Source organism: Citrobacter freundii complex sp. 2025EL-00176 (genome assembly GCF_053309355.1).
This window is the reverse complement of sequence record NZ_JBRYHT010000026.1, coordinates 1-17,145: the sequence shown is the minus strand read 5'-3', so window position 1 is coordinate 17,145 and position 17,145 is coordinate 1. Positions and strand designations below refer to the sequence as shown.

General features: G+C 59.0%; 18 protein-coding genes and 2 pseudogenes. 12 read left to right on the top strand and 8 right to left on the bottom strand.

Annotated elements, in window-relative coordinates; genetic code table 11:
- Positions 1 to 76: 76 nt before the first annotated feature.
- A pseudogene (locus ACVXHP_RS24020) lies at positions 77 to 874 on the bottom strand (TCR/Tet family MFS transporter); the annotation flags it as partial.
- 105 nt (positions 875 to 979) lie between these two features.
- On the opposite strand from ACVXHP_RS24020, the gene tetR(A) reads away from it, so the two are divergent.
- On the top strand, positions 980 to 1,630 hold the full coding sequence (gene tetR(A) / locus ACVXHP_RS24015; protein WP_000164043.1) for a tetracycline resistance transcriptional repressor TetR(A): 651 nt from the start codon (positions 980 to 982) through the stop codon (positions 1,628 to 1,630).
- A gap of 1,304 nt (positions 1,631 to 2,934) precedes the next feature.
- On the opposite strand, the gene ACVXHP_RS24010 is transcribed toward tetR(A), so the two are convergent.
- A complete protein-coding gene (locus ACVXHP_RS24010) occupies positions 2,935 to 3,939 on the bottom strand; it encodes an IS110-like element IS4321 family transposase (RefSeq protein ID WP_000427620.1) in 1,005 nt (334 codons plus the stop codon).
- 78 nt (positions 3,940 to 4,017) lie between these two features.
- Positions 4,018 to 4,452: an Hg(II)-responsive transcriptional regulator gene (gene merR / locus ACVXHP_RS24005; RefSeq protein ID WP_000429836.1), complete on the bottom strand. Its 435-nt coding sequence runs from the start codon at positions 4,450 to 4,452 to the stop codon at positions 4,018 to 4,020.
- A 71-nt stretch (positions 4,453 to 4,523) separates the two neighbouring features.
- Between merR and ACVXHP_RS24000 the strand changes: the two genes are divergently transcribed.
- From ACVXHP_RS24000 to ACVXHP_RS23960, 9 genes are all read left to right on the top strand, one after another.
- Positions 4,524 to 4,874 (top strand): mercuric transport protein MerT, encoded by a 351-nt coding sequence (locus tag ACVXHP_RS24000; RefSeq protein ID WP_001294663.1) that lies wholly within the window; start codon positions 4,524 to 4,526, stop codon positions 4,872 to 4,874.
- A 13-nt stretch (positions 4,875 to 4,887) separates the two neighbouring features.
- On the top strand, positions 4,888 to 5,163 hold the full coding sequence (merP, locus tag ACVXHP_RS23995; RefSeq protein WP_000732292.1) for a mercury resistance system periplasmic binding protein MerP: 276 nt from the start codon (positions 4,888 to 4,890) through the stop codon (positions 5,161 to 5,163).
- 35 nt (positions 5,164 to 5,198) lie between these two features.
- Positions 5,199 to 5,621: an organomercurial transporter MerC gene (merC, locus tag ACVXHP_RS23990; protein ID WP_001340589.1), complete on the top strand. Its 423-nt coding sequence runs from the start codon at positions 5,199 to 5,201 to the stop codon at positions 5,619 to 5,621.
- A 51-nt stretch (positions 5,622 to 5,672) separates the two neighbouring features.
- A complete protein-coding gene (gene merA / locus ACVXHP_RS23985) occupies positions 5,673 to 7,367 on the top strand; it encodes a mercury(II) reductase (RefSeq protein ID WP_000105636.1) in 1,695 nt (564 codons plus the stop codon).
- 17 nt (positions 7,368 to 7,384) lie between these two features.
- Positions 7,385 to 7,747, top strand: a complete 363-nt coding sequence (gene merD, locus ACVXHP_RS23980; protein WP_001277457.1) for a mercury resistance co-regulator MerD — start codon at positions 7,385 to 7,387, stop codon at positions 7,745 to 7,747.
- On the top strand, positions 7,744 to 7,980 hold the full coding sequence (gene merE, locus ACVXHP_RS23975; protein ID WP_000993386.1) for a broad-spectrum mercury transporter MerE: 237 nt from the start codon (positions 7,744 to 7,746) through the stop codon (positions 7,978 to 7,980). The genes merD and merE overlap by 4 nt, the downstream gene beginning before the upstream one ends.
- 35 nt (positions 7,981 to 8,015) lie before the next feature.
- Positions 8,016 to 8,684 carry an EAL domain-containing protein gene (locus ACVXHP_RS23970; RefSeq protein WP_001300294.1) on the top strand — a complete coding sequence of 223 codons (669 nt, stop codon included), beginning with the start codon at positions 8,016 to 8,018 and terminating at the stop codon, positions 8,682 to 8,684.
- A gap of 74 nt (positions 8,685 to 8,758) precedes the next feature.
- Positions 8,759 to 10,438 carry a Mu transposase C-terminal domain-containing protein gene (locus tag ACVXHP_RS23965; RefSeq protein ID WP_000179844.1) on the top strand — a complete coding sequence of 560 codons (1,680 nt, stop codon included), beginning with the start codon at positions 8,759 to 8,761 and terminating at the stop codon, positions 10,436 to 10,438.
- A gap of 2 nt (positions 10,439 to 10,440) precedes the next feature.
- Positions 10,441 to 11,016, top strand: coding sequence for a TniB family NTP-binding protein (locus ACVXHP_RS23960; RefSeq protein WP_000344785.1), 576 nt, complete (start codon positions 10,441 to 10,443; stop codon positions 11,014 to 11,016).
- Here the strand turns inward: ACVXHP_RS23960 and ACVXHP_RS23955 are convergent.
- The 3 genes from ACVXHP_RS23955 to ACVXHP_RS23945 all read right to left on the bottom strand — a co-directional run bounded on the left by ACVXHP_RS23955 (position 10,999) and on the right by ACVXHP_RS23945 (position 12,807).
- The gene (locus ACVXHP_RS23955; protein WP_000376623.1) at positions 10,999 to 11,499 is read right to left on the bottom strand and encodes a GNAT family N-acetyltransferase; all 501 of its coding nucleotides are present in this window, start codon (positions 11,497 to 11,499) and stop codon (positions 10,999 to 11,001) included. The two genes, ACVXHP_RS23960 and ACVXHP_RS23955, sit on opposite strands and share 18 nt — an antisense overlap.
- Positions 11,500 to 11,626: 127 nt before the next feature.
- The gene (gene sul1 / locus ACVXHP_RS23950) at positions 11,627 to 12,466 is read right to left on the bottom strand and encodes a sulfonamide-resistant dihydropteroate synthase Sul1 (RefSeq protein ID WP_000259031.1); all 840 of its coding nucleotides are present in this window, start codon (positions 12,464 to 12,466) and stop codon (positions 11,627 to 11,629) included.
- Positions 12,460 to 12,807, bottom strand: coding sequence for a quaternary ammonium compound efflux SMR transporter QacE delta 1 (locus ACVXHP_RS23945; RefSeq protein WP_000679427.1), 348 nt, complete (start codon positions 12,805 to 12,807; stop codon positions 12,460 to 12,462). The genes sul1 and ACVXHP_RS23945 overlap by 7 nt, the downstream gene beginning before the upstream one ends.
- Positions 12,808 to 12,832: 25 nt before the next feature.
- Between ACVXHP_RS23945 and ACVXHP_RS23940 the strand changes: the two are divergent.
- Both ACVXHP_RS23940 and ACVXHP_RS23935 read left to right on the top strand, forming a co-directional pair.
- Positions 12,833 to 12,943, top strand: a pseudogene (locus ACVXHP_RS23940) (helix-turn-helix domain-containing protein); the annotation flags it as partial.
- Between the two features lie 94 nt (positions 12,944 to 13,037).
- The gene (locus ACVXHP_RS23935; protein ID WP_001749994.1) at positions 13,038 to 13,682 is read left to right on the top strand and encodes a quinolone resistance pentapeptide repeat protein QnrB6; all 645 of its coding nucleotides are present in this window, start codon (positions 13,038 to 13,040) and stop codon (positions 13,680 to 13,682) included.
- A 91-nt stretch (positions 13,683 to 13,773) separates the two neighbouring features.
- Here the strand turns inward: ACVXHP_RS23935 and ACVXHP_RS23930 are convergent, their stop codons facing one another.
- The gene (locus ACVXHP_RS23930) at positions 13,774 to 14,682 is read right to left on the bottom strand and encodes an SDR family oxidoreductase (RefSeq protein WP_001749993.1); all 909 of its coding nucleotides are present in this window, start codon (positions 14,680 to 14,682) and stop codon (positions 13,774 to 13,776) included.
- 464 nt (positions 14,683 to 15,146) lie between these two features.
- Positions 15,147 to 16,688, bottom strand: coding sequence for an IS91-like element ISCR1 family transposase (locus ACVXHP_RS23925; RefSeq protein WP_000050481.1), 1,542 nt, complete (start codon positions 16,686 to 16,688; stop codon positions 15,147 to 15,149).
- Between the last annotated feature and the right edge of the window lie 457 nt (positions 16,689 to 17,145).

Genomic DNA, 17,145 nt, shown 5'->3' with positions numbered 1-17,145 from the left:
TACTGACTGGCGAATATCTTTGGCCCAAGGAACCGAAAGCTTAGGGTGTCATTTCGCCCTCAGCCGGAACCGACCCCATCATTGCCTGGGCGAGTGAATGCAGAATGCCAAATGCGGCAAGCGAAATGCCGATCGTGGTCGCGTCCCAGTGAAAGCGATCCTCGCCGAAAATGACCCAAAGCGCGGCCGGCACCTGTCCGACAAGTTGCATGATGAAGAAGACCGCCATCAGGGCGGCGACGACGGTCATGCCCCGGGCCCACCGGAACGAAGCGAGCGGGTTGAGAGCCTCCCGGCGTAACGGCCGGCGTTCGCCTTTGTGCGACTCCGGCAAAAGGAAACAGCCCGTCAGGAAATTGAGGCCGTTCAAGGCTGCCGCGGCGAAGAACGGAGCGTGGGGGGAGAAACCGCCCATCAGCCCACCGAGCACAGGTCCCGCGACCATCCCGAACCCGAAACAGGCGCTCATGAAGCCGAAGTGCCGCGCGCGCTCATCGCCATCAGTGATATCGGCAATATAAGCGCCGGCTACCGCCCCAGTCGCCCCGGTGATGCCGGCCACGATCCGCCCGATATAGAGAACCCAAAGGAAAGGCGCCGTCGCCATGATGGCGTAGTCGACAGCAGCGCCGGCCAGCGAGACGAGCAAGACCGGCCGCCGCCCGAAACGATCCGACAGCGCGCCCAGCACAGGTGCGCAGGCAAATTGCATCAACGCATACAGCGCCAGCAGAATGCCATAGTGGGCGGTGACGTCGTTCGAGTGAACCAGATCGCGCAGGAGGCCCGGCAGCACCGGCATAATCAGGCCGATGCCGACAGCGTCGAGCGCGACAGTGCTCAGAATTACGATCAGGGGTCTGTTGGGTTTCACGTCTGGCCTCCGGACCAGCCTCCGCTGGTCCGATTGAACGCGCGGATTCTTTATCACTGATAAGTTGGTGGACATATTATGTTTATCAGTGATAAAGTGTCAAGCATGACAAAGTTGCAGCCGAATACAGTGATCCGTGCCGCCCTGGACCTGTTGAACGAGGTCGGCGTAGACGGTCTGACGACACGCAAACTGGCGGAACGGTTGGGGGTTCAGCAGCCGGCGCTTTACTGGCACTTCAGGAACAAGCGGGCGCTGCTCGACGCACTGGCCGAAGCCATGCTGGCGGAGAATCATACGCATTCGGTGCCGAGAGCCGACGACGACTGGCGCTCATTTCTGATCGGGAATGCCCGCAGCTTCAGGCAGGCGCTGCTCGCCTACCGCGATGGCGCGCGCATCCATGCCGGCACGCGACCGGGCGCACCGCAGATGGAAACGGCCGACGCGCAGCTTCGCTTCCTCTGCGAGGCGGGTTTTTCGGCCGGGGACGCCGTCAATGCGCTGATGACAATCAGCTACTTCACTGTTGGGGCCGTGCTTGAGGAGCAGGCCGGCGACAGCGATGCCGGCGAGCGCGGCGGCACCGTTGAACAGGCTCCGCTCTCGCCGCTGTTGCGGGCCGCGATAGACGCCTTCGACGAAGCCGGTCCGGACGCAGCGTTCGAGCAGGGACTCGCGGTGATTGTCGATGGATTGGCGAAAAGGAGGCTCGTTGTCAGGAACGTTGAAGGACCGAGAAAGGGTGACGATTGATCAGGACCGCTGCCGGAGCGCAACCCACTCACTACAGCAGAGCCATGTAGACAACATCCCCTCCCCCTTTCCACCGCGTCAGACGCCCGTAGCAGCCCGCTACGGGCTTTTTCATGCCCTGCCCTAGCGTCCAAGCCTCACGGCCGCGCTCGGCCTCTCTGGCGGCCTTCTGGCGCTCCTGCTGCGGCGTCCGCTCGTGGGCCGTGGCGCGGGTCCGCGCGCCGGCCTCGTGCGCCTGGCGCTCGCGGGCGAGGTCCAGGGCGGCCGTCTTCACGTTCTGCCTTGCGCAGATGAGATAGATCTAGCGTGGACTCAAGGCTCTCGCGAATGGCTCGCGTTGGAAACTTTCATTGACACTTGAGGGGCACCGCAGGGAAATTCTCGTCCTTGCGAGAACCGGCTATGTCGTGCTGCGCATCGAGCCTGCGCCCTTGGCTTGTCTCGCCCCTCTCCGCGTCGCTACGGGGCTTCCAGCGCCTTTCCGACGCTCACCGGGCTGGTTGCCCTCGCCGCTGGGCTGGCGGCCGTCTATGGCCCTGCAAACGCGCCAGAAACGCCGTCGAAGCCGTGTGCGAGACACCGCGGCCGCCGGCGTTGTGGATACCTCGCGGAAAACTTGGCCCTCACTGACAGATGAGGGGCGCGATCCTTGACACTTGAGGGGCAGAGTGCTGACAGATGAGGGGCGCACCTATTGACATTTGAGGGGCTGTCCACAGGCAGAAAATCCAGCATTTGCAAGGGTTTCCGCCCGTTTTTCGGCCACCGCTAACCTGTCTTTTAACCTGCTTTTAAACCAATATTTATAAACCTTGTTTTTAACCAGGGCTGCGCCCTGTGCGCGTGACCGCGCACGCCGAAGGGGGGTGCCCCCCCTTCTCGAACCCTCCCGGCCCGCTAACGCGGGCCTCCCATCCCCCCAGGGGCTGCGCCCCTCGGCCGCGAACGGCCTCACCCCAAAAATGGCAGCGCCTACGGCGCTGACTCTTTCGTTGACCAGGCGCAAGCGCCTGGAAATGCTCAATTAGGGGGCACCTCAGAAAACGGAATCTATGGTCACTCCCGTTTTTGCAACACCGATTTTGACGATAAATTGGCTTGCTTGAATCTATCCGGCGTCTGAATGGGATTTTATTCCCGCGCCTCGATGAGTTCCGCGCCTGATGAACCTCCAGAAAATATACGGCTTCAATGAGCCTTTCCGTTTTACAGGTTCCTCAACAGGCCGGTGGGCCGTTAGTATCATCAATATCAGTATTCGCAAAACCAGATCAGTGATTCTTTAAACCGGTGTATTTCTGCCGTTATGCTACATAAGTTTGCTGTCGTGCCGTTAGGGCCCAGGCTATTCTGGCCAGCTTGTTTGCCAGAGCACAAGTGACGACAAAGTTGCTTTTCCTACACAGTAGATCCCTGACCCAATCGGCCAATTTGCCAGACTGGTGTTCCAGTTTTTGTATGAATACCCTGGCACATTGAACCAACAAAGTTCGGATCTTTTTGTTACCTCGCTTACTAATTCCCAGCAATGTCGTCCGACCTCCCGTGCTGTACTGTCGAGGCACTAGCCCTGTTGCCGCCGCAAAGTCACGACTGCTGGCGTACTGCTTCCCGTCGCCAATCTCAGTTGAAATAGTACTCGCTGTCAGTGTTCCGACGCAGGGAATGCTCAGCAAGCGCTGTCCAATCTCATCTTCGTCCAACTTTCGTTTCAACTGGGATTCCAAATCTTTAATCTGCTCAACAAGATAGTGATAATGCTGTTGTAATTTCAGCAATAACTGGCTGAGGTATAGAGGCAAACTATTGTCCTCAAGAAGGGTACTCAGTCGGCTAATAACGGCAGCTCCTCGTGGAACGCTGATGCCAAATTCCAGCAGAAAAGCATGCATCTGATTGGTTGTTTTTACCTTATCCTGAACCAGGGATTCACGGACACGATGCAGCGCACGCATTGCCTGCTGAGATTCAGTTCTGGGCTGTACAAAACGCATAGACGGACGCGATGCAGCTTCACAAATAGCTTCGGCGTCGACAAAGTCGTTTTTGTTACTTTTAACGAATGGACGGACAAATTGTGGTGATATCAGCTTAGGAAAATGCCCCAACTCTTCCAACTTGCGTGCCATAAAGTGAGAGCCACCACAGGCTTCCATTGCGATGGTTGTAGCGGGGCATGTCGCCAAAAATTCGATTAACTTTGGCCGTGTAAATTTTTTACGGTAAACAGCCTTGCCGCGACGATCCTGGCAATGAATATGGAAAGAGTTTTTACCCAGATCGATACCAATGAGCGCAATGTTTTCCATGATAGTTCTCCGAATGAAAGCCTGTCCTCAGCATAGTACCGGGAAGGAGGGAGTGACCATCTCATTAAATAAAGCACGCTAAGGCATAGCTGACCTTGCCAGGCCTGCTTCGCCCTGTAGTGACGCGATCAACGGGCAGGAAACATTCCCCTTTCGTGCATGGCAGGCGCACACGAGTTCAGACAGCACGGTTTCCATGCGCGCCAAGTCGGCCATCTTCTCGCGCACGTCCTTGAGCTTGTGTTCGGCCAGGCTGCTGGCCTCCTCGCAGTGGGTGCCATCGTCGAGCCGCAACAGCTCGGCAATCTCGTCCAGACTGAACCCCAGCCGCTGTGCCGATTTCACGAATTTCACCCGAACCACGTCCGCCTCCCCATAGCGGCGGATGCTGCCGTAAGGCTTGTCCGGTTCCCGCAACAGGCCCTTGCGCTGATAGAAGCGGATTGTCTCCACGTTGACCCCGGCCGCCTTGGCAAAAACGCCAATGGTCAGGTTTTCCAAATTATTTTCCATATCGCTTGACTCCGTACATGAGTACGGAAGTAAGGTTACGCTATCCAATCCAAATTCAAAAGGGCCAACGTATGTCTGAACCACAAAACGGGCGCGGTGCGCTCTTCGCCGGCGGGCTGGCCGCCATTCTTGCATCGACCTGCTGCCTGGGGCCGCTAGTACTGGTCGCCCTGGGCTTCTCCGGTGCTTGGATCGGCAACCTGACGGTGCTGGAACCCTATCGACCGTTGTTCATCGGCGCGGCGCTAGTGGCGCTGTTCTTCGCCTGGAAGCGGATTTACCGGCCCGTGCAGGCATGCAAGCCAGGTGAGGTCTGCGCGATTCCGCAGGTGCGCGCCACCTACAAGCTGATTTTCTGGATCGTGGCCGTGCTGGTCCTGGTCGCGCTTGGATTTCCCTATGTCGTTCCATTTTTCTATTAACCAGGAGTTCATCATGAAGAAACTGTTTGCCTCCCTTGCCCTCGCCGCCGCTGTTGCCCCGGTGTGGGCCGCTACCCAGACCGTCACGCTAGCGGTTCCCGGCATGACTTGCGCCGCCTGCCCGATCACAGTCAAGAAAGCGCTCTCCAAGGTCGAAGGCGTGAGCAAGGTCGATGTGGGCTTCGAGAAGCGCGAGGCCGTCGTCACTTTTGACGACACCAAGGCCAGCGTACAGAAGCTGACCAAGGCCACCGCAGACGCCGGCTATCCGTCCAGCGTCAAGCAGTGAGCCAGCAAGCCAACGACAACAGCGAGAGCCGCTTCATGGGACTGATGACACGCATTGCCGATAAAACCGGCGCGCTCGGCAGCGTCGTTTCCGCGATGGGCTGCGCCGCCTGCTTTCCAGCCCTCGCCAGCTTCGGCGCGGCCATCGGGCTGGGCTTCTTGAGCCAGTACGAGGGACTGTTCATCAGCCGCCTGCTGCCGCTGTTTGCCGCGCTGGCCTTCCTGGCGAACGCGCTGGGTTGGTTCAGTCATCGGCAATGGCTGCGCAGTCTGCTCGGCATGATCGGCCCGGCCATCGTGTTTGCGGCCACGGTCTGGCTGCTCGGCAACTGGTGGACGGCGAACCTGATGTACGTCGGCCTGGCCTTGATGATTGGGGTGTCGATCTGGGACTTCGTGTCGCCGGCGCATCGCCGTTGCGGACCGGACGGCTGCGAACTCCCCGCCAAGCGCTTGTGAAAGACGGCTGACCGTGCGACACGGCGGCCCACACGAATAAGGAACGATGGTATGAGCACTCTCAAAATCACCGGCATGACTTGCGACTCGTGCGCAGTGCATGTCAAGGACGCCCTGGAGAAAGTGCCCGGCGTGCAATCAGCGGATGTCTCCTACGCCAAGGGCAGCGCCAAGCTCGCCATTGAGGTCGGCACGTCACCCGACGCGCTGACGGCCGCTGTAGCTGGACTCGGTTATCGGGCCACGCTGGCCGATGCCCCCTCAGTTTCGACGCCGGGCGGATTGCTCGACAAGATGCGCGATCTGCTGGGCAGAAACGACAAGACGGGTAGCAGCGGCGCATTGCATATCGCCGTCATCGGCAGCGGCGGGGCCGCGATGGCAGCGGCGCTGAAGGCCGTCGAGCAAGGCGCACGTGTCACGCTGATCGAGCGCGGCACCATCGGCGGCACCTGCGTCAATGTCGGTTGTGTGCCGTCCAAGATCATGATCCGCGCCGCCCATATCGCCCATCTGCGCCGGGAAAGCCCGTTCGATGGCGGCATCGCCGCTACCACGCCGACCATCCAGCGCACGGCGCTGCTGGCCCAGCAGCAGGCCCGCGTCGATGAACTGCGCCACGCCAAGTACGAAGGCATCTTGGAGGGCAATCCGGCGATCACTGTGCTGCACGGCTCCGCCCGCTTTAAGGACAATCGCAACCTGATCGTGCAACTCAACGACGGCGGCGAGCGCGTGGTGGCATTCGACCGCTGCCTGATCGCCACCGGCGCGAGCCCGGCCGTGCCGCCGATTCCCGGCCTGAAAGACACTCCGTACTGGACTTCCACTGAAGCGCTGGTCAGCGAGACGATTCCTAAGCGCCTGGCCGTGATTGGCTCATCAGTGGTGGCGCTGGAGCTGGCGCAGGCGTTCGCCCGACTCGGAGCGAAGGTGACGATCCTGGCTCGCAGCACGCTGTTCTTCCGCGAAGACCCAGCTATAGGCGAAGCCGTCACGGCCGCATTCCGCATGGAGGGCATCGAGGTGAGGGAACACACCCAGGCCAGCCAGGTCGCGTATATCAATGGTGAAGGGGACGGCGAATTCGTGCTCACCACGGCGCACGGCGAACTGCGCGCCGACAAGCTGCTGGTCGCCACCGGCCGCGCGCCCAACACACGCAAGCTGGCACTGGATGCGACGGGCGTCACGCTCACCCCGCAAGGCGCTATCGTCATCGACCCCGGCATGCGTACAAGCGTGGAACACATCTACGCCGCAGGCGACTGCACCGACCAGCCGCAGTTCGTCTATGTGGCGGCAGCGGCCGGCACTCGCGCCGCGATCAACATGACCGGCGGTGACGCGGCCCTGAACCTGACCGCGATGCCGGCCGTGGTGTTCACCGACCCGCAAGTGGCGACCGTAGGCTACAGCGAGGCGGAAGCGCACCATGACGGCATCAAAACTGATAGTCGCACGCTAACGCTGGACAACGTGCCGCGCGCGCTCGCCAACTTCGACACGCGCGGCTTCATCAAACTGGTGGTTGAAGAAGGCAGCGGACGACTGATCGGCGTGCAGGCAGTGGCCCCGGAAGCGGGCGAACTGATCCAGACGGCCGCACTGGCGATTCGCAACCGGATGACGGTGCAGGAACTGGCCGACCAGTTGTTCCCCTACCTGACGATGGTCGAAGGGTTGAAGCTCGCGGCGCAGACCTTCAACAAGGATGTGAAGCAGCTTTCCTGCTGCGCCGGGTGAGGACAAGGAGGTGTGCGATGAGCGCCTACACGGTATCGCAACTGGCCCATAACGTTGGGGTGAGCGTACATATCGTGCGCGACTACCTGGTGCGCGGCTTGTTACGGCCGGTGGCCTGCACCACGGGCGGCTACGGCGTGTTCGACGATGCGGCCTTGCAACGGCTGTGCTTCGTGCGCGCGGCCTTCGAGGCGGGTATCGGCCTGGATGCCCTGGCGCGGCTGTGCCGTGCGCTCGACGCAGCGGACGGCGCACAAGCCGCAGCGCAGCTTGCCGTGCTGCGCCAGTTGGTCGAGCGGCGGCGCGCGGCGTTGGCCCATCTGGACGCGCAACTGGCCTCCATGCCAGCCGAGCGGGCGCACGAGGAGGCATTGCCGTGAACGCCCCTGACAAACTGCCGCCCGAGACGCGCCAACCCGTTTCCGGCTACCTGTGGGGTGCGCTGGCCGTGTTGACCTGCCCCTGCCATCTGCCGATTCTCGCCGCCGTGCTGGCCGGGACGACCGCCGGTGCCTTCCTTGGCGAGCATTGGGGTGTTGCCGCGCTCGCGCTGACCGGCTTGTTCGTTCTGGCCGTAACGCGGCTGCTGCGCGCCTTCCGGGGCGGATCATGACGAGTTCGCAGCCCGCCGGATGGACGGCGGCCGAGTTGGCGCAGGCGGCGGCGCGCGGACAGCTTGACCTGCATTACCAGCCGCTGGTCGATCTGCGCGATCACCGGATCGCTGGCGCGGAAGCGTTGATGCGCTGGCGGCATCCGAGGCTTGGCCTGTTGCCGCCCGGCCAGTTCCTGCCGCTGGCCGAGTCGTTCGGCCTGATGCCGGAAATAGGCGCGTGGGTGCTGGGCGAGGCCTGTCGCCAGATGCACAAGTGGCAAGGACCGGCATGGCAACCGTTCCGTCTTGCCATCAATGTGTCCGCCAGCCAGGTTGGGCCAACGTTCGACGACGAGGTAAAGCGGGTGCTGGCCGATATGGCCCTGCCCGCCGAGCTTCTGGAGATCGAACTGACCGAATCGGTCGCATTCGGCAATCCAGCCCTGTTCGCCAGTTTCGACGCCTTGCGCGCCATCGGCGTGCGCTTCGCCGCCGACGACTTCGGCACCGGCTATTCCTGCCTGCAACATCTGAAATGCTGCCCCATCACCACATTGAAAATCGACCAATCCTTTGTCGCCAGGCTCCCGGATGATGCCCGTGACCAAACTATCGTGCGGGCGGTGATCCAGCTCGCGCACGGGCTGGGCATGGATGTCATTTTCAGAAGACGACTGCACCAGTTGATTGGGCGTAATGGCTGTTGTGCAGCCAGCTCCTGACAGTTCAATATCAGAAGTGATCTGCACCAATCTCGACTATGCTCAATACTCGTGTGCACCAAAGCGAGGTGAGCATGGCGACGGACACCCCACGGATTCCAGAACAAGGCGTGGCCACTCTGCCTGATGAGGCTTGGGAGCGTGCGCGCCGTCGTGCGGAGATCATCAGTCCGTTGGCGCAGTCGGAGACGGTCGGGCACGAAGCGGCCGATATGGCGGCTCAGGCGCTGGGCTTGTCTCGGCGCCAGGTATACGTTCTGATCCGGCGTGCCCGGCAAGGCAGCGGCCTCGTGACGGATCTGGTGCCCGGCCAGTCCGGTGGAGGTAAAGGTAAGGGGCGCTTGCCGGAACCGGTCGAGCGCGTCATCCACGAGCTACTGCAAAAGCGGTTCCTGACCAAGCAGAAGCGCAGCCTAGCGGCCTTTCACCGCGAAGTCACTCAGGTGTGCAAGGCTCAAAAACTGCGAGTGCCGGCGCGCAATACCGTGGCCTTACGGATCGCTAGCCTTGACCCGCGCAAGGTCATCCGCCGGCGGGAAGGCCAGGATGCCGCTCGTGACCTACAAGGTGTGGGCGGCGAGCCTCCTGCCGTGACCGCGCCGCTGGAGCAGGTGCAGATAGACCATACGGTCATCGACCTGATCGTGGTCGATGACCGCGACCGGCAACCTATTGGCCGCCCGTACCTGACCCTCGCCATCGACGTGTTCACCCGCTGCGTGCTCGGCATGGTCGTCACGCTGGAAGCGCCGTCTGCCGTTTCGGTTGGCCTGTGCCTCGTGCATGTCGCCTGCGACAAGCGCCCTTGGCTGGAAGGACTGAACGTGGAAATGGATTGGCAGATGAGCGGCAAGCCCTTGCTGCTCTACCTAGACAACGCGGCCGAGTTCAAGAGCGAGGCCCTGCGCCGGGGTTGCGAGCAGCATGGCATCCGGCTGGACTATCGCCCGCTGGGACAGCCGCACTATGGCGGCATCGTGGAACGGATCATCGGCACGGCGATGCAGATGATTCACGACGAACTGCCGGGAACGACCTTCTCCAACCCTGACCAGCGCGGCGACTACGATTCCGAAAACAAGGCCGCCCTGACGCTGCGCGAGCTAGAGCGCTGGCTCACATTGGCGGTCGGCACCTACCACGGTTCGGTGCACAACGGCCTGCTCCAACCGCCGGCCGCGCGCTGGGCCGAGGCCGTGGCGCGTGTCGGCGTACCGGCCGTCGTCACACGCGCTACTTCGTTCCTGGTCGATTTTCTGCCGATCCTCCGGCGCACGCTGACCCGCACCGGCTTTGTCATCGACCACATCCACTACTACGCCGATGCGCTCAAGCCGTGGATTGCGCGGCGTGAACGCTGGCCGTCCTTTCTGATCCGGCGCGATCCGCGCGACATCAGCCGTATCTGGGTCCTGGAACCGGAGGGACAGCATTACCTGGAAATTCCCTACCGTACCTTGTCGCATCCGGCTGTCACCCTCTGGGAACAACGGCAGGCGCTGGCGAAACTGCGGCAGCAAGGGCGCGAACAGGTGGATGAGTCGGCGCTGTTCCGCATGATCGGCCAGATGCGTGAGATTGTGACCAGCGCGCAGAAGGCCACACGCAAGGCGCGGCGTGACGCGGATCGCCGCCAGCACCTCAAGACATCAGCTCGGCCGGACAAGCCCGTTCCGCCGGATACGGATATTGCCGACCCGCAGGCAGACAACTTGCCACCCGCCAAACCGTTCGACCAGATTGAGGAGTGGTAGCCGTGGACGAATATCCCATCATCGACCTGTCCCACCTGCTGCCGGCGGCCCAGGGCTTGGCCCGTCTTCCGGCGGACGAGCGCATCCAGCGCCTTCGCGCCGACCGCTGGATCGGCTATCCGCGCGCAGTCGAGGCGCTGAACCGGCTGGAAGCCCTTTATGCGTGGCCAAACAAGCAACGCATGCCCAACCTGCTGCTGGTTGGCCCGACCAACAATGGCAAGTCGATGATCGTCGAGAAGTTCCGCCGCACCCACCCGGCCAGCTCCGACGCCGACCAGGAGCACATCCCGGTGTTGGTCGTGCAGATGCCGTCCGAGCCGTCCGTGATCCGCTTCTACGTCGCGCTGCTCGCCGCGATGGGCGCGCCGCTGCGCCCACGCCCACGGTTGCCGGAAATGGAGCAACTGGCTCTGGCACTGCTGCGCAAGGTCGGCGTGCGCATGCTGGTGATTGTCGACAACCTCTCGCGCAACCAAGACATCGCGGTCGGACTGCAAGTGATCTTGAAGCCACGGGCCCGTCCCACCCCGACATGGACCTCGATGCCCGAACGGACGTTAGATTTCGAGTTCTAGGCGTTCTGCGATGAAGGTTGGATCCCAGCCGGGATTGAAAGTGTCGACGTGGGTGAATCCGAGCCGCTCGTATAGGCCACGCAGGTTCGGGTGGCAGTCGAGCCGCAGCTTGGCGCACCCCTGCGTTCGCGCGGCATGGCGGCAAGCCTCGATCAGCGCGGAGCTGACACCCCGGCCCGCATGTGTCCGTCGCACCGCGAGCTTGTGCAGATATGCGGCCTCCCCCTTGAGGGCGTCGGGCCAGAACTCGGGATCCTCGGCCGACAAGGTGCAACAGCCGACGATGCCGTCGCTGCAACTCGCGACTAGGAGCTCGGATCTCAGGACGAAGGTCTCCGCGAATGTCCGGTCGATCCGCGCGACGTCCCAGGCGGGCGTTCCCTTGGCGGACATCCACGCCGCAGCGTCGTGCATCAGCCGCACAACCTCGTCGATATCACCCGAGCAGGCGACCCGAACGTTCGGAGGCTCCTCGCTGTCCATTCGCTCCCCTGGCGCGGTATGAACCGCCGCCTCATAGTGCAGTTTGATCCTGACGAGCCCAGCATGTCTGCGCCCACCTTCGCGGAACCTGACCAGGGTCCGCTAGCGGGCGGCCGGAAGGTGAATGCTAGGCATGATCTAACCCTCGGTCTCTGGCGTCGCGACTGCGAAATTTCGCGAGGGTTTCCGAGAAGGTGATTGCGCTTCGCAGATCTCCAGGCGCGTGGGTGCGGACGTAGTCAGCGCCATTGCCGATCGCGTGAAGTTCCGCCGCAAGGCTCGCTGGACCCAGATCCTTTACAGGAAGGCCAACGGTGGCGCCCAAGAAGGATTTCCGCGACACCGAGACCAATAGCGGAAGCCCCAACGCCGACTTCAGCTTTTGAAGGTTCGACAGCACGTGCAGCGATGTTTCCGGTGCGGGGCTCAAGAAAAATCCCATCCCCGGATCGAGGATGAGCCGGTCGGCAGCGACCCCGCTCCGTCGCAAGGCGGAAACCCGCGCCTCGAAGAACCGCACAATCTCGTCGAGCGCGTCTTCGGGTCGAAGGTGACCGGTGCGGGTGGCGATGCCATCCCGCTGCGCTGAGTGCATAACCACCAGCCTGCAGTCCGCCTCAGCAATATCGGGATAGAGCGCAGGGTCAGGAAATCCTTGGATATCGTTCAGGTAGCCCACGCCGCGCTTGAGCGCATAGCGCTGGGTTTCCGGTTGGAAGCTGTCGATTGAAACACGGTGCATCTGATCGGACAGGGCGTCTAAGAGCGGCGCAATACGTCTGATCTCATCGGCCGGCGATACAGGCCTCGCGTCCGGATGGCTGGCGGCCGGTCCGACATCCACGACGTCTGATCCGACTCGCAGCATTTCGATCGCCGCGGTGACAGCGCCGGCGGGGTCTAGCCGCCGGCTCTCATCGAAGAAGGAGTCCTCGGTGAGATTCAGAATGCCGAACACCGTCACCATGGCGTCGGCCTCCGCAGCGACTTCCACGATGGGGATCGGGCGAGCAAAAAGGCAGCAATTATGAGCCCCATACCTACAAAGCCCCACGCATCAAGCTTTTGCCCATGAAGCAACCAGGCAATGGCTGTAATTATGACGACGCCGAGTCCCGACCAGACTGCATAAGCAACACCGACAGGGATGGATTTCAGAACCAGAGAAAGAAAATAAAATGCGATGCCATAACCGATTATGACAACGGCGGAAGGGGCAAGCTTAGTAAAGCCCTCGCTAGATTTTAATGCGGATGTTGCGATTACTTCGCCAACTATTGCGATAACAAGAAAAAGCCAGCCTTTCATGATATATCTCCCAATTTGTGTAGGGCTTATTATGCACGGCTTACAGCAGGCAAAATTTAACCAGAAAAAAGCCGCTGAATTACTGGGGCTGACTTACCATCAGCTTCGCGCTTTGCTGAAAAAACACCAGATTTAACGCACATTTGCAGATGTCATATTGGCGGATTTGACGCATAACCCCATCAGGGTTTACCATGACGCCATTACTGTATAAAAAAACAGGTACAAATATGGCTCTGGCACTCGTTGGCGAAAAAATTGACAGAAACCGTTTCACCGGTGAGAAAATTGAAAATAGTACATTTTTTAACTGTGATTTTTCAGGTGCCGACCTGAGCGGCACTGAATTTATCGGCTGTCAGTTCTATGATCGTGAAAGCCAGAAAGGGTGCAATTTTAGTCGTGCGATGCTGAAAGATGCCATTTTTAAAAGCTGTGATTTATCCATGGCGGATTTTCGCAATGCCAGTGCGCTGGGCATTGAAATTCGCCACTGCCGCGCACAAGGCGCAGATTTCCGCGGCGCAAGCTTTATGAATATGATCACCACGCGCACCTGGTTTTGTAGCGCATATATCACGAATACCAATCTAAGCTACGCCAATTTTTCGAAAGTCGTGTTGGAAAAGTGTGAGCTGTGGGAAAACCGTTGGATGGGTGCCCAGGTACTGGGCGCGACGTTCAGTGGTTCAGATCTCTCCGGCGGCGAGTTTTCGACTTTCGACTGGCGAGCAGCGAACTTCACACATTGCGATCTGACCAATTCGGAGTTGGGTGACTTAGATATTCGGGGCGTTGATTTACAAGGCGTTAAGCTGGACAACTACCAGGCGTCGTTGCTCATGGAGCGGCTTGGCATCGCGGTGATTGGTTAGCATTCACGGAGCGGTAAGTACCGCTCCCGCCCTTATACAATAGTGTCCGCCCTTGCCTTAAAAGTCACTTTCGACGCACAGAGCGTAAACGTTAGAGGGTTCCGGTCCCCCCATCAGAACACCAGACCTGACCAGACGTATAGCTGTTCTCCCGAGCGGCCAGGGTGACATAAAGCGGCGCGATTTCCACCGGTTGACCAGGGCGTCCCAGCGGCGCATTTGCCCCAAATTTCTCCACCTTTTCCTGCGGTTGACCACCACAGCACTGCAGTACAGTCCAGTATGGACCCGGCGCGACGGCATTGACACGGATCCCTTTCGGGGCCAGCTGTTTCGCCAGCGATTTAGTAAATGCCACGATAGCTGCTTTAGTCTGAGCATAATCAAGCAAGATTTCACTTGGCTCATAAGCCTGTACGGAGGAGGTATTAATTATCACGCTGTCTGGTGAAAGATGGGGTATGGCCGCTTTGGTGATCCAAAACATAGCGTAAACATTGGTTTTGAATGTTGCGTCGAAGTCTTCTGTGGTGAGTTCCTCAATTGACTCACAAAATTGCTGACGACCCGCATTATTGACGAGGATATCCAACCCTCCCAGTCCTTTTACCGCCTGTGTTACCAGATGACCGCAAAAAGCCTCATCACGGATATCGCCGGGGATGGCCAAAACATTTCTGCCTGCTTTTTTTATCAGATCGACCACTTCACGCGCATCGTCTTCTTCTTCAGGTAAATAGTTAATCGCAACATCAGCGCCTTCACGAGCATAGGCAATAGCAACAGCACGACCAATCCCTGAATCCCCACCGGTAATTAATACCTTGCGCCCATTCAGGCGACCGCTTCCCTGATAGCTGTCTTCTCCATGATCGGGGCGCGGTTGCATTTTCCCCGCCAGCCCGGGAAAGGGCTGCTGCTGCTGTTGAAAAGGCGGCGCCGGAAAACGCGCAGAATTGGTTTTATTGATGGTCTTTTTTTCCTTGTTTAAGCCAGCCATTCAATTACCTCTCATTATTTATCACAAAGACTAATAATCGTAGACCAAAATGAATGGTATGACCTATATTATCCAGCTACACTTAATTTTCTCGGAATATTACCCTCCCTACTTTCCTCTACCGTTGCGCTTATATCCCCACCAACGTTAGATTTAATTTAAAAAATATTATTTGAGACTTATCCAGTTCGCAGTGTTAATAAATAGCAACCACACTTAACATCTCAATCTGGGGTATAGGAAGTATAAACCACCTTTTTGCTCCTCATCCGAAGTATCTTACCTGAAATTCCCTCACTCGTTTACCGCTCAAGCCCCAATTTTAACTGCCGGTCCAGCCTAAACCGCTCTAATAAGGTTCGATTTGGCGGTAAAATCTCTAGCCTGATAGCTCGAGAGATACAAACTGCCCCACCGCCCCGTTTAAAAGTTGGCAGTGTTGAGCAGTGTTGGATTTGGGGTCGTCAGTCAAAGAGACGACTCTGTGATGGATCGAACAGGCTGGGAGTCAGTGGCGGCGCTCGTTCTGGTGGCAGCTCACGCTGCTTGGCGGCATTCGCCTTGGCTGTTTTCTGTTTCAGATGCTTGAGAATCTGCTCAATGACCTTCGGATCTTCGATGCTGGCAATCACTTTGACGTGACCGCCGCAGTGTTCGCAGACTTCAATATCAATATTGAAGACTCGCTTGAGGCGTTGCATCCAGGTCATGGCGCGGTGGCGCTCTGCAGGACTCTTGTCACGCCAGTTAGTATCGAGACCTTCCGATTTGTCGGGCTTCTTGCCCCGCTTGGCGGGTGTTACTTGAACTCGGTGTTTGCTGTTCGGTGCAAAGACGCCGTGGAAGCGTGTGAGGTTGACTCGCGGCTTAGGTACCAACGCAGCGAGTTTGGCGATGAAGTCCAGCGGCTCGAAGATCACATGGGTGGTGCCATTGCGGTACGGAGTTTTGAGCTCGTAACGCACCTGCCCATTGGCGGTTAATGCCAGACGTTTTTCTGAAACCGCTGGCCGACTAATGTAGCGACACAAGCGCTCAAGCTTATCCCGCTGATGCGCTTCGGCCATCACACCGGCGTGTAGCGAGAAACCAGCATGGTTGGCTACTCGACTGCTTGAGTCGGCTTTATCCTCACGCCCTGGCAAGGTTTGCAGGGTGAAGACTTTGCGCCCTTGCTGGGGGCCGACGGCAATGCGATACGTAACCGAAGCACCATGTAATTGAGTCAGCGTATCGTCTTCGCCCTCTTCCAGTGTCAACCACGTATTCTCGGCATCACGCTCCAAAATCCCACGCTTTTCCATGCAGCGAGCGATGCGATGGCTGAGGGTGTGAGCGAGCGTATTCAGCTCATCGTAAGTGGGTGCCTTGACACGATGGAAGCGTTGCTTGCCATAGTCATCTTCGGCATAGACACCATCGAGAAACAGCATGTGGTAGTGGACATTGAGATTTAGCGCGGAGCCAAAGCGTTGGATAAGAGTCACTGAGCCAGTTTGTGCAGAGGCTTTGGTGTAACCGGCTTTTTTGATCAGATGAGTTGAGAGTGTACGATAGACGATACTCAAGACCTGGCCCATCAGCTGGGGATGGCGAGCCAGCAAAAAGCGTAGCTGGAAAGGAAAGCTGAGCACCCACTGGCGAATGGGCTCCTTGGGGAAGACTTCGTCTATCAGCAGCGCCGCACTCTCGGCCATCCGGCGGGCACCGCAGCTAGGGCAAAAGCCGCGTCGTTTACAGCTGAAGGCGACCAGACGCTCGTGATGACAATCCTCGCAGCGAACCCGCATGAAACCATACTCCAGACGGCCACATTGGAGGAGGTCGTTGAATTCTTGTTGGATGTAGCGAGGCAGGTGTTGACCTTGGGCTTCGAGTGAGGCTTTGAAGGCTGGGTAGTGCTGCTCAACCAGCTGGTAGAGCAGCGTCTGGTCGGGTTGGTGGCGTTCGTAACCGTTTGTTTGAGTGGGCGATTGACTCGCCGTGGCGTTCCTTGCCAGCGACATGGGTATCCTCCGCTGATACTGTGGTTATGTACAGTATCAGCGGCTTGCGTTCAGACGTCCAGTCTGGCCCTAGACATCGCTAAATGCTTAACCCGCAATAGCCCTCACGAGTTGTTATCAGCCACTACCGGTTGAGCGAGAAGGTTTTGGGTTCAGGGTGCTATTGCTCCACCAATCACAATACTGAAGCCCCAACTGTTATCAGTTGGGGCTTTTTCTTGTCTGTTTGCGGCGGTTGCGTTTTATCGGTAGTCGTCGAGCTCTGCACCATCCCACATAAGAGCTTAACGGTGCGATCTTCAACGCCATCACACAAAACTTTCTTTTTCACGCACAGTCAACTTATTGGATGTTTTATTAACAACCCAAAAGGAGATATTTAGCGGGCGGCCGGAAGGTGAATGCTAGGCATGATCTAACCCTCGGTCTCTGGCGTCGCGACTGCGAAATTTCGCGA

Excerpts from the sequence above, each read along its gene's own strand:
- ACVXHP_RS24010 (WP_000427620.1), bottom strand. The coding sequence starts at position 3,939 with ATGGAAAACATTGCGCTCATTGGTATCGATCTGGGTAAAAACTCTTTC.
- merR (WP_000429836.1), bottom strand. The coding sequence starts at position 4,452 with ATGGAAAATAATTTGGAAAACCTGACCATTGGCGTTTTTGCCAAGGCG.
- ACVXHP_RS24000 (WP_001294663.1), top strand. The coding sequence starts at position 4,524 with ATGTCTGAACCACAAAACGGGCGCGGTGCGCTCTTCGCCGGCGGGCTG.
- merP (WP_000732292.1), top strand. The coding sequence starts at position 4,888 with ATGAAGAAACTGTTTGCCTCCCTTGCCCTCGCCGCCGCTGTTGCCCCG.
- merC (WP_001340589.1), top strand. The coding sequence starts at position 5,199 with ATGGGACTGATGACACGCATTGCCGATAAAACCGGCGCGCTCGGCAGC.
- merA (WP_000105636.1), top strand. The coding sequence starts at position 5,673 with ATGAGCACTCTCAAAATCACCGGCATGACTTGCGACTCGTGCGCAGTG.
- merD (WP_001277457.1), top strand. The coding sequence starts at position 7,385 with ATGAGCGCCTACACGGTATCGCAACTGGCCCATAACGTTGGGGTGAGC.
- ACVXHP_RS23965 (WP_000179844.1), top strand. The coding sequence starts at position 8,759 with ATGGCGACGGACACCCCACGGATTCCAGAACAAGGCGTGGCCACTCTG.
- ACVXHP_RS23955 (WP_000376623.1), bottom strand. The coding sequence starts at position 11,499 with ATGGACAGCGAGGAGCCTCCGAACGTTCGGGTCGCCTGCTCGGGTGAT.
- sul1 (WP_000259031.1), bottom strand. The coding sequence starts at position 12,466 with ATGGTGACGGTGTTCGGCATTCTGAATCTCACCGAGGACTCCTTCTTC.
- ACVXHP_RS23945 (WP_000679427.1), bottom strand. The coding sequence starts at position 12,807 with ATGAAAGGCTGGCTTTTTCTTGTTATCGCAATAGTTGGCGAAGTAATC.
- ACVXHP_RS23935 (WP_001749994.1), top strand. The coding sequence starts at position 13,038 with ATGGCTCTGGCACTCGTTGGCGAAAAAATTGACAGAAACCGTTTCACC.
- ACVXHP_RS23930 (WP_001749993.1), bottom strand. The coding sequence starts at position 14,682 with ATGGCTGGCTTAAACAAGGAAAAAAAGACCATCAATAAAACCAATTCT.
- ACVXHP_RS23925 (WP_000050481.1), bottom strand. The coding sequence starts at position 16,688 with ATGTCGCTGGCAAGGAACGCCACGGCGAGTCAATCGCCCACTCAAACA.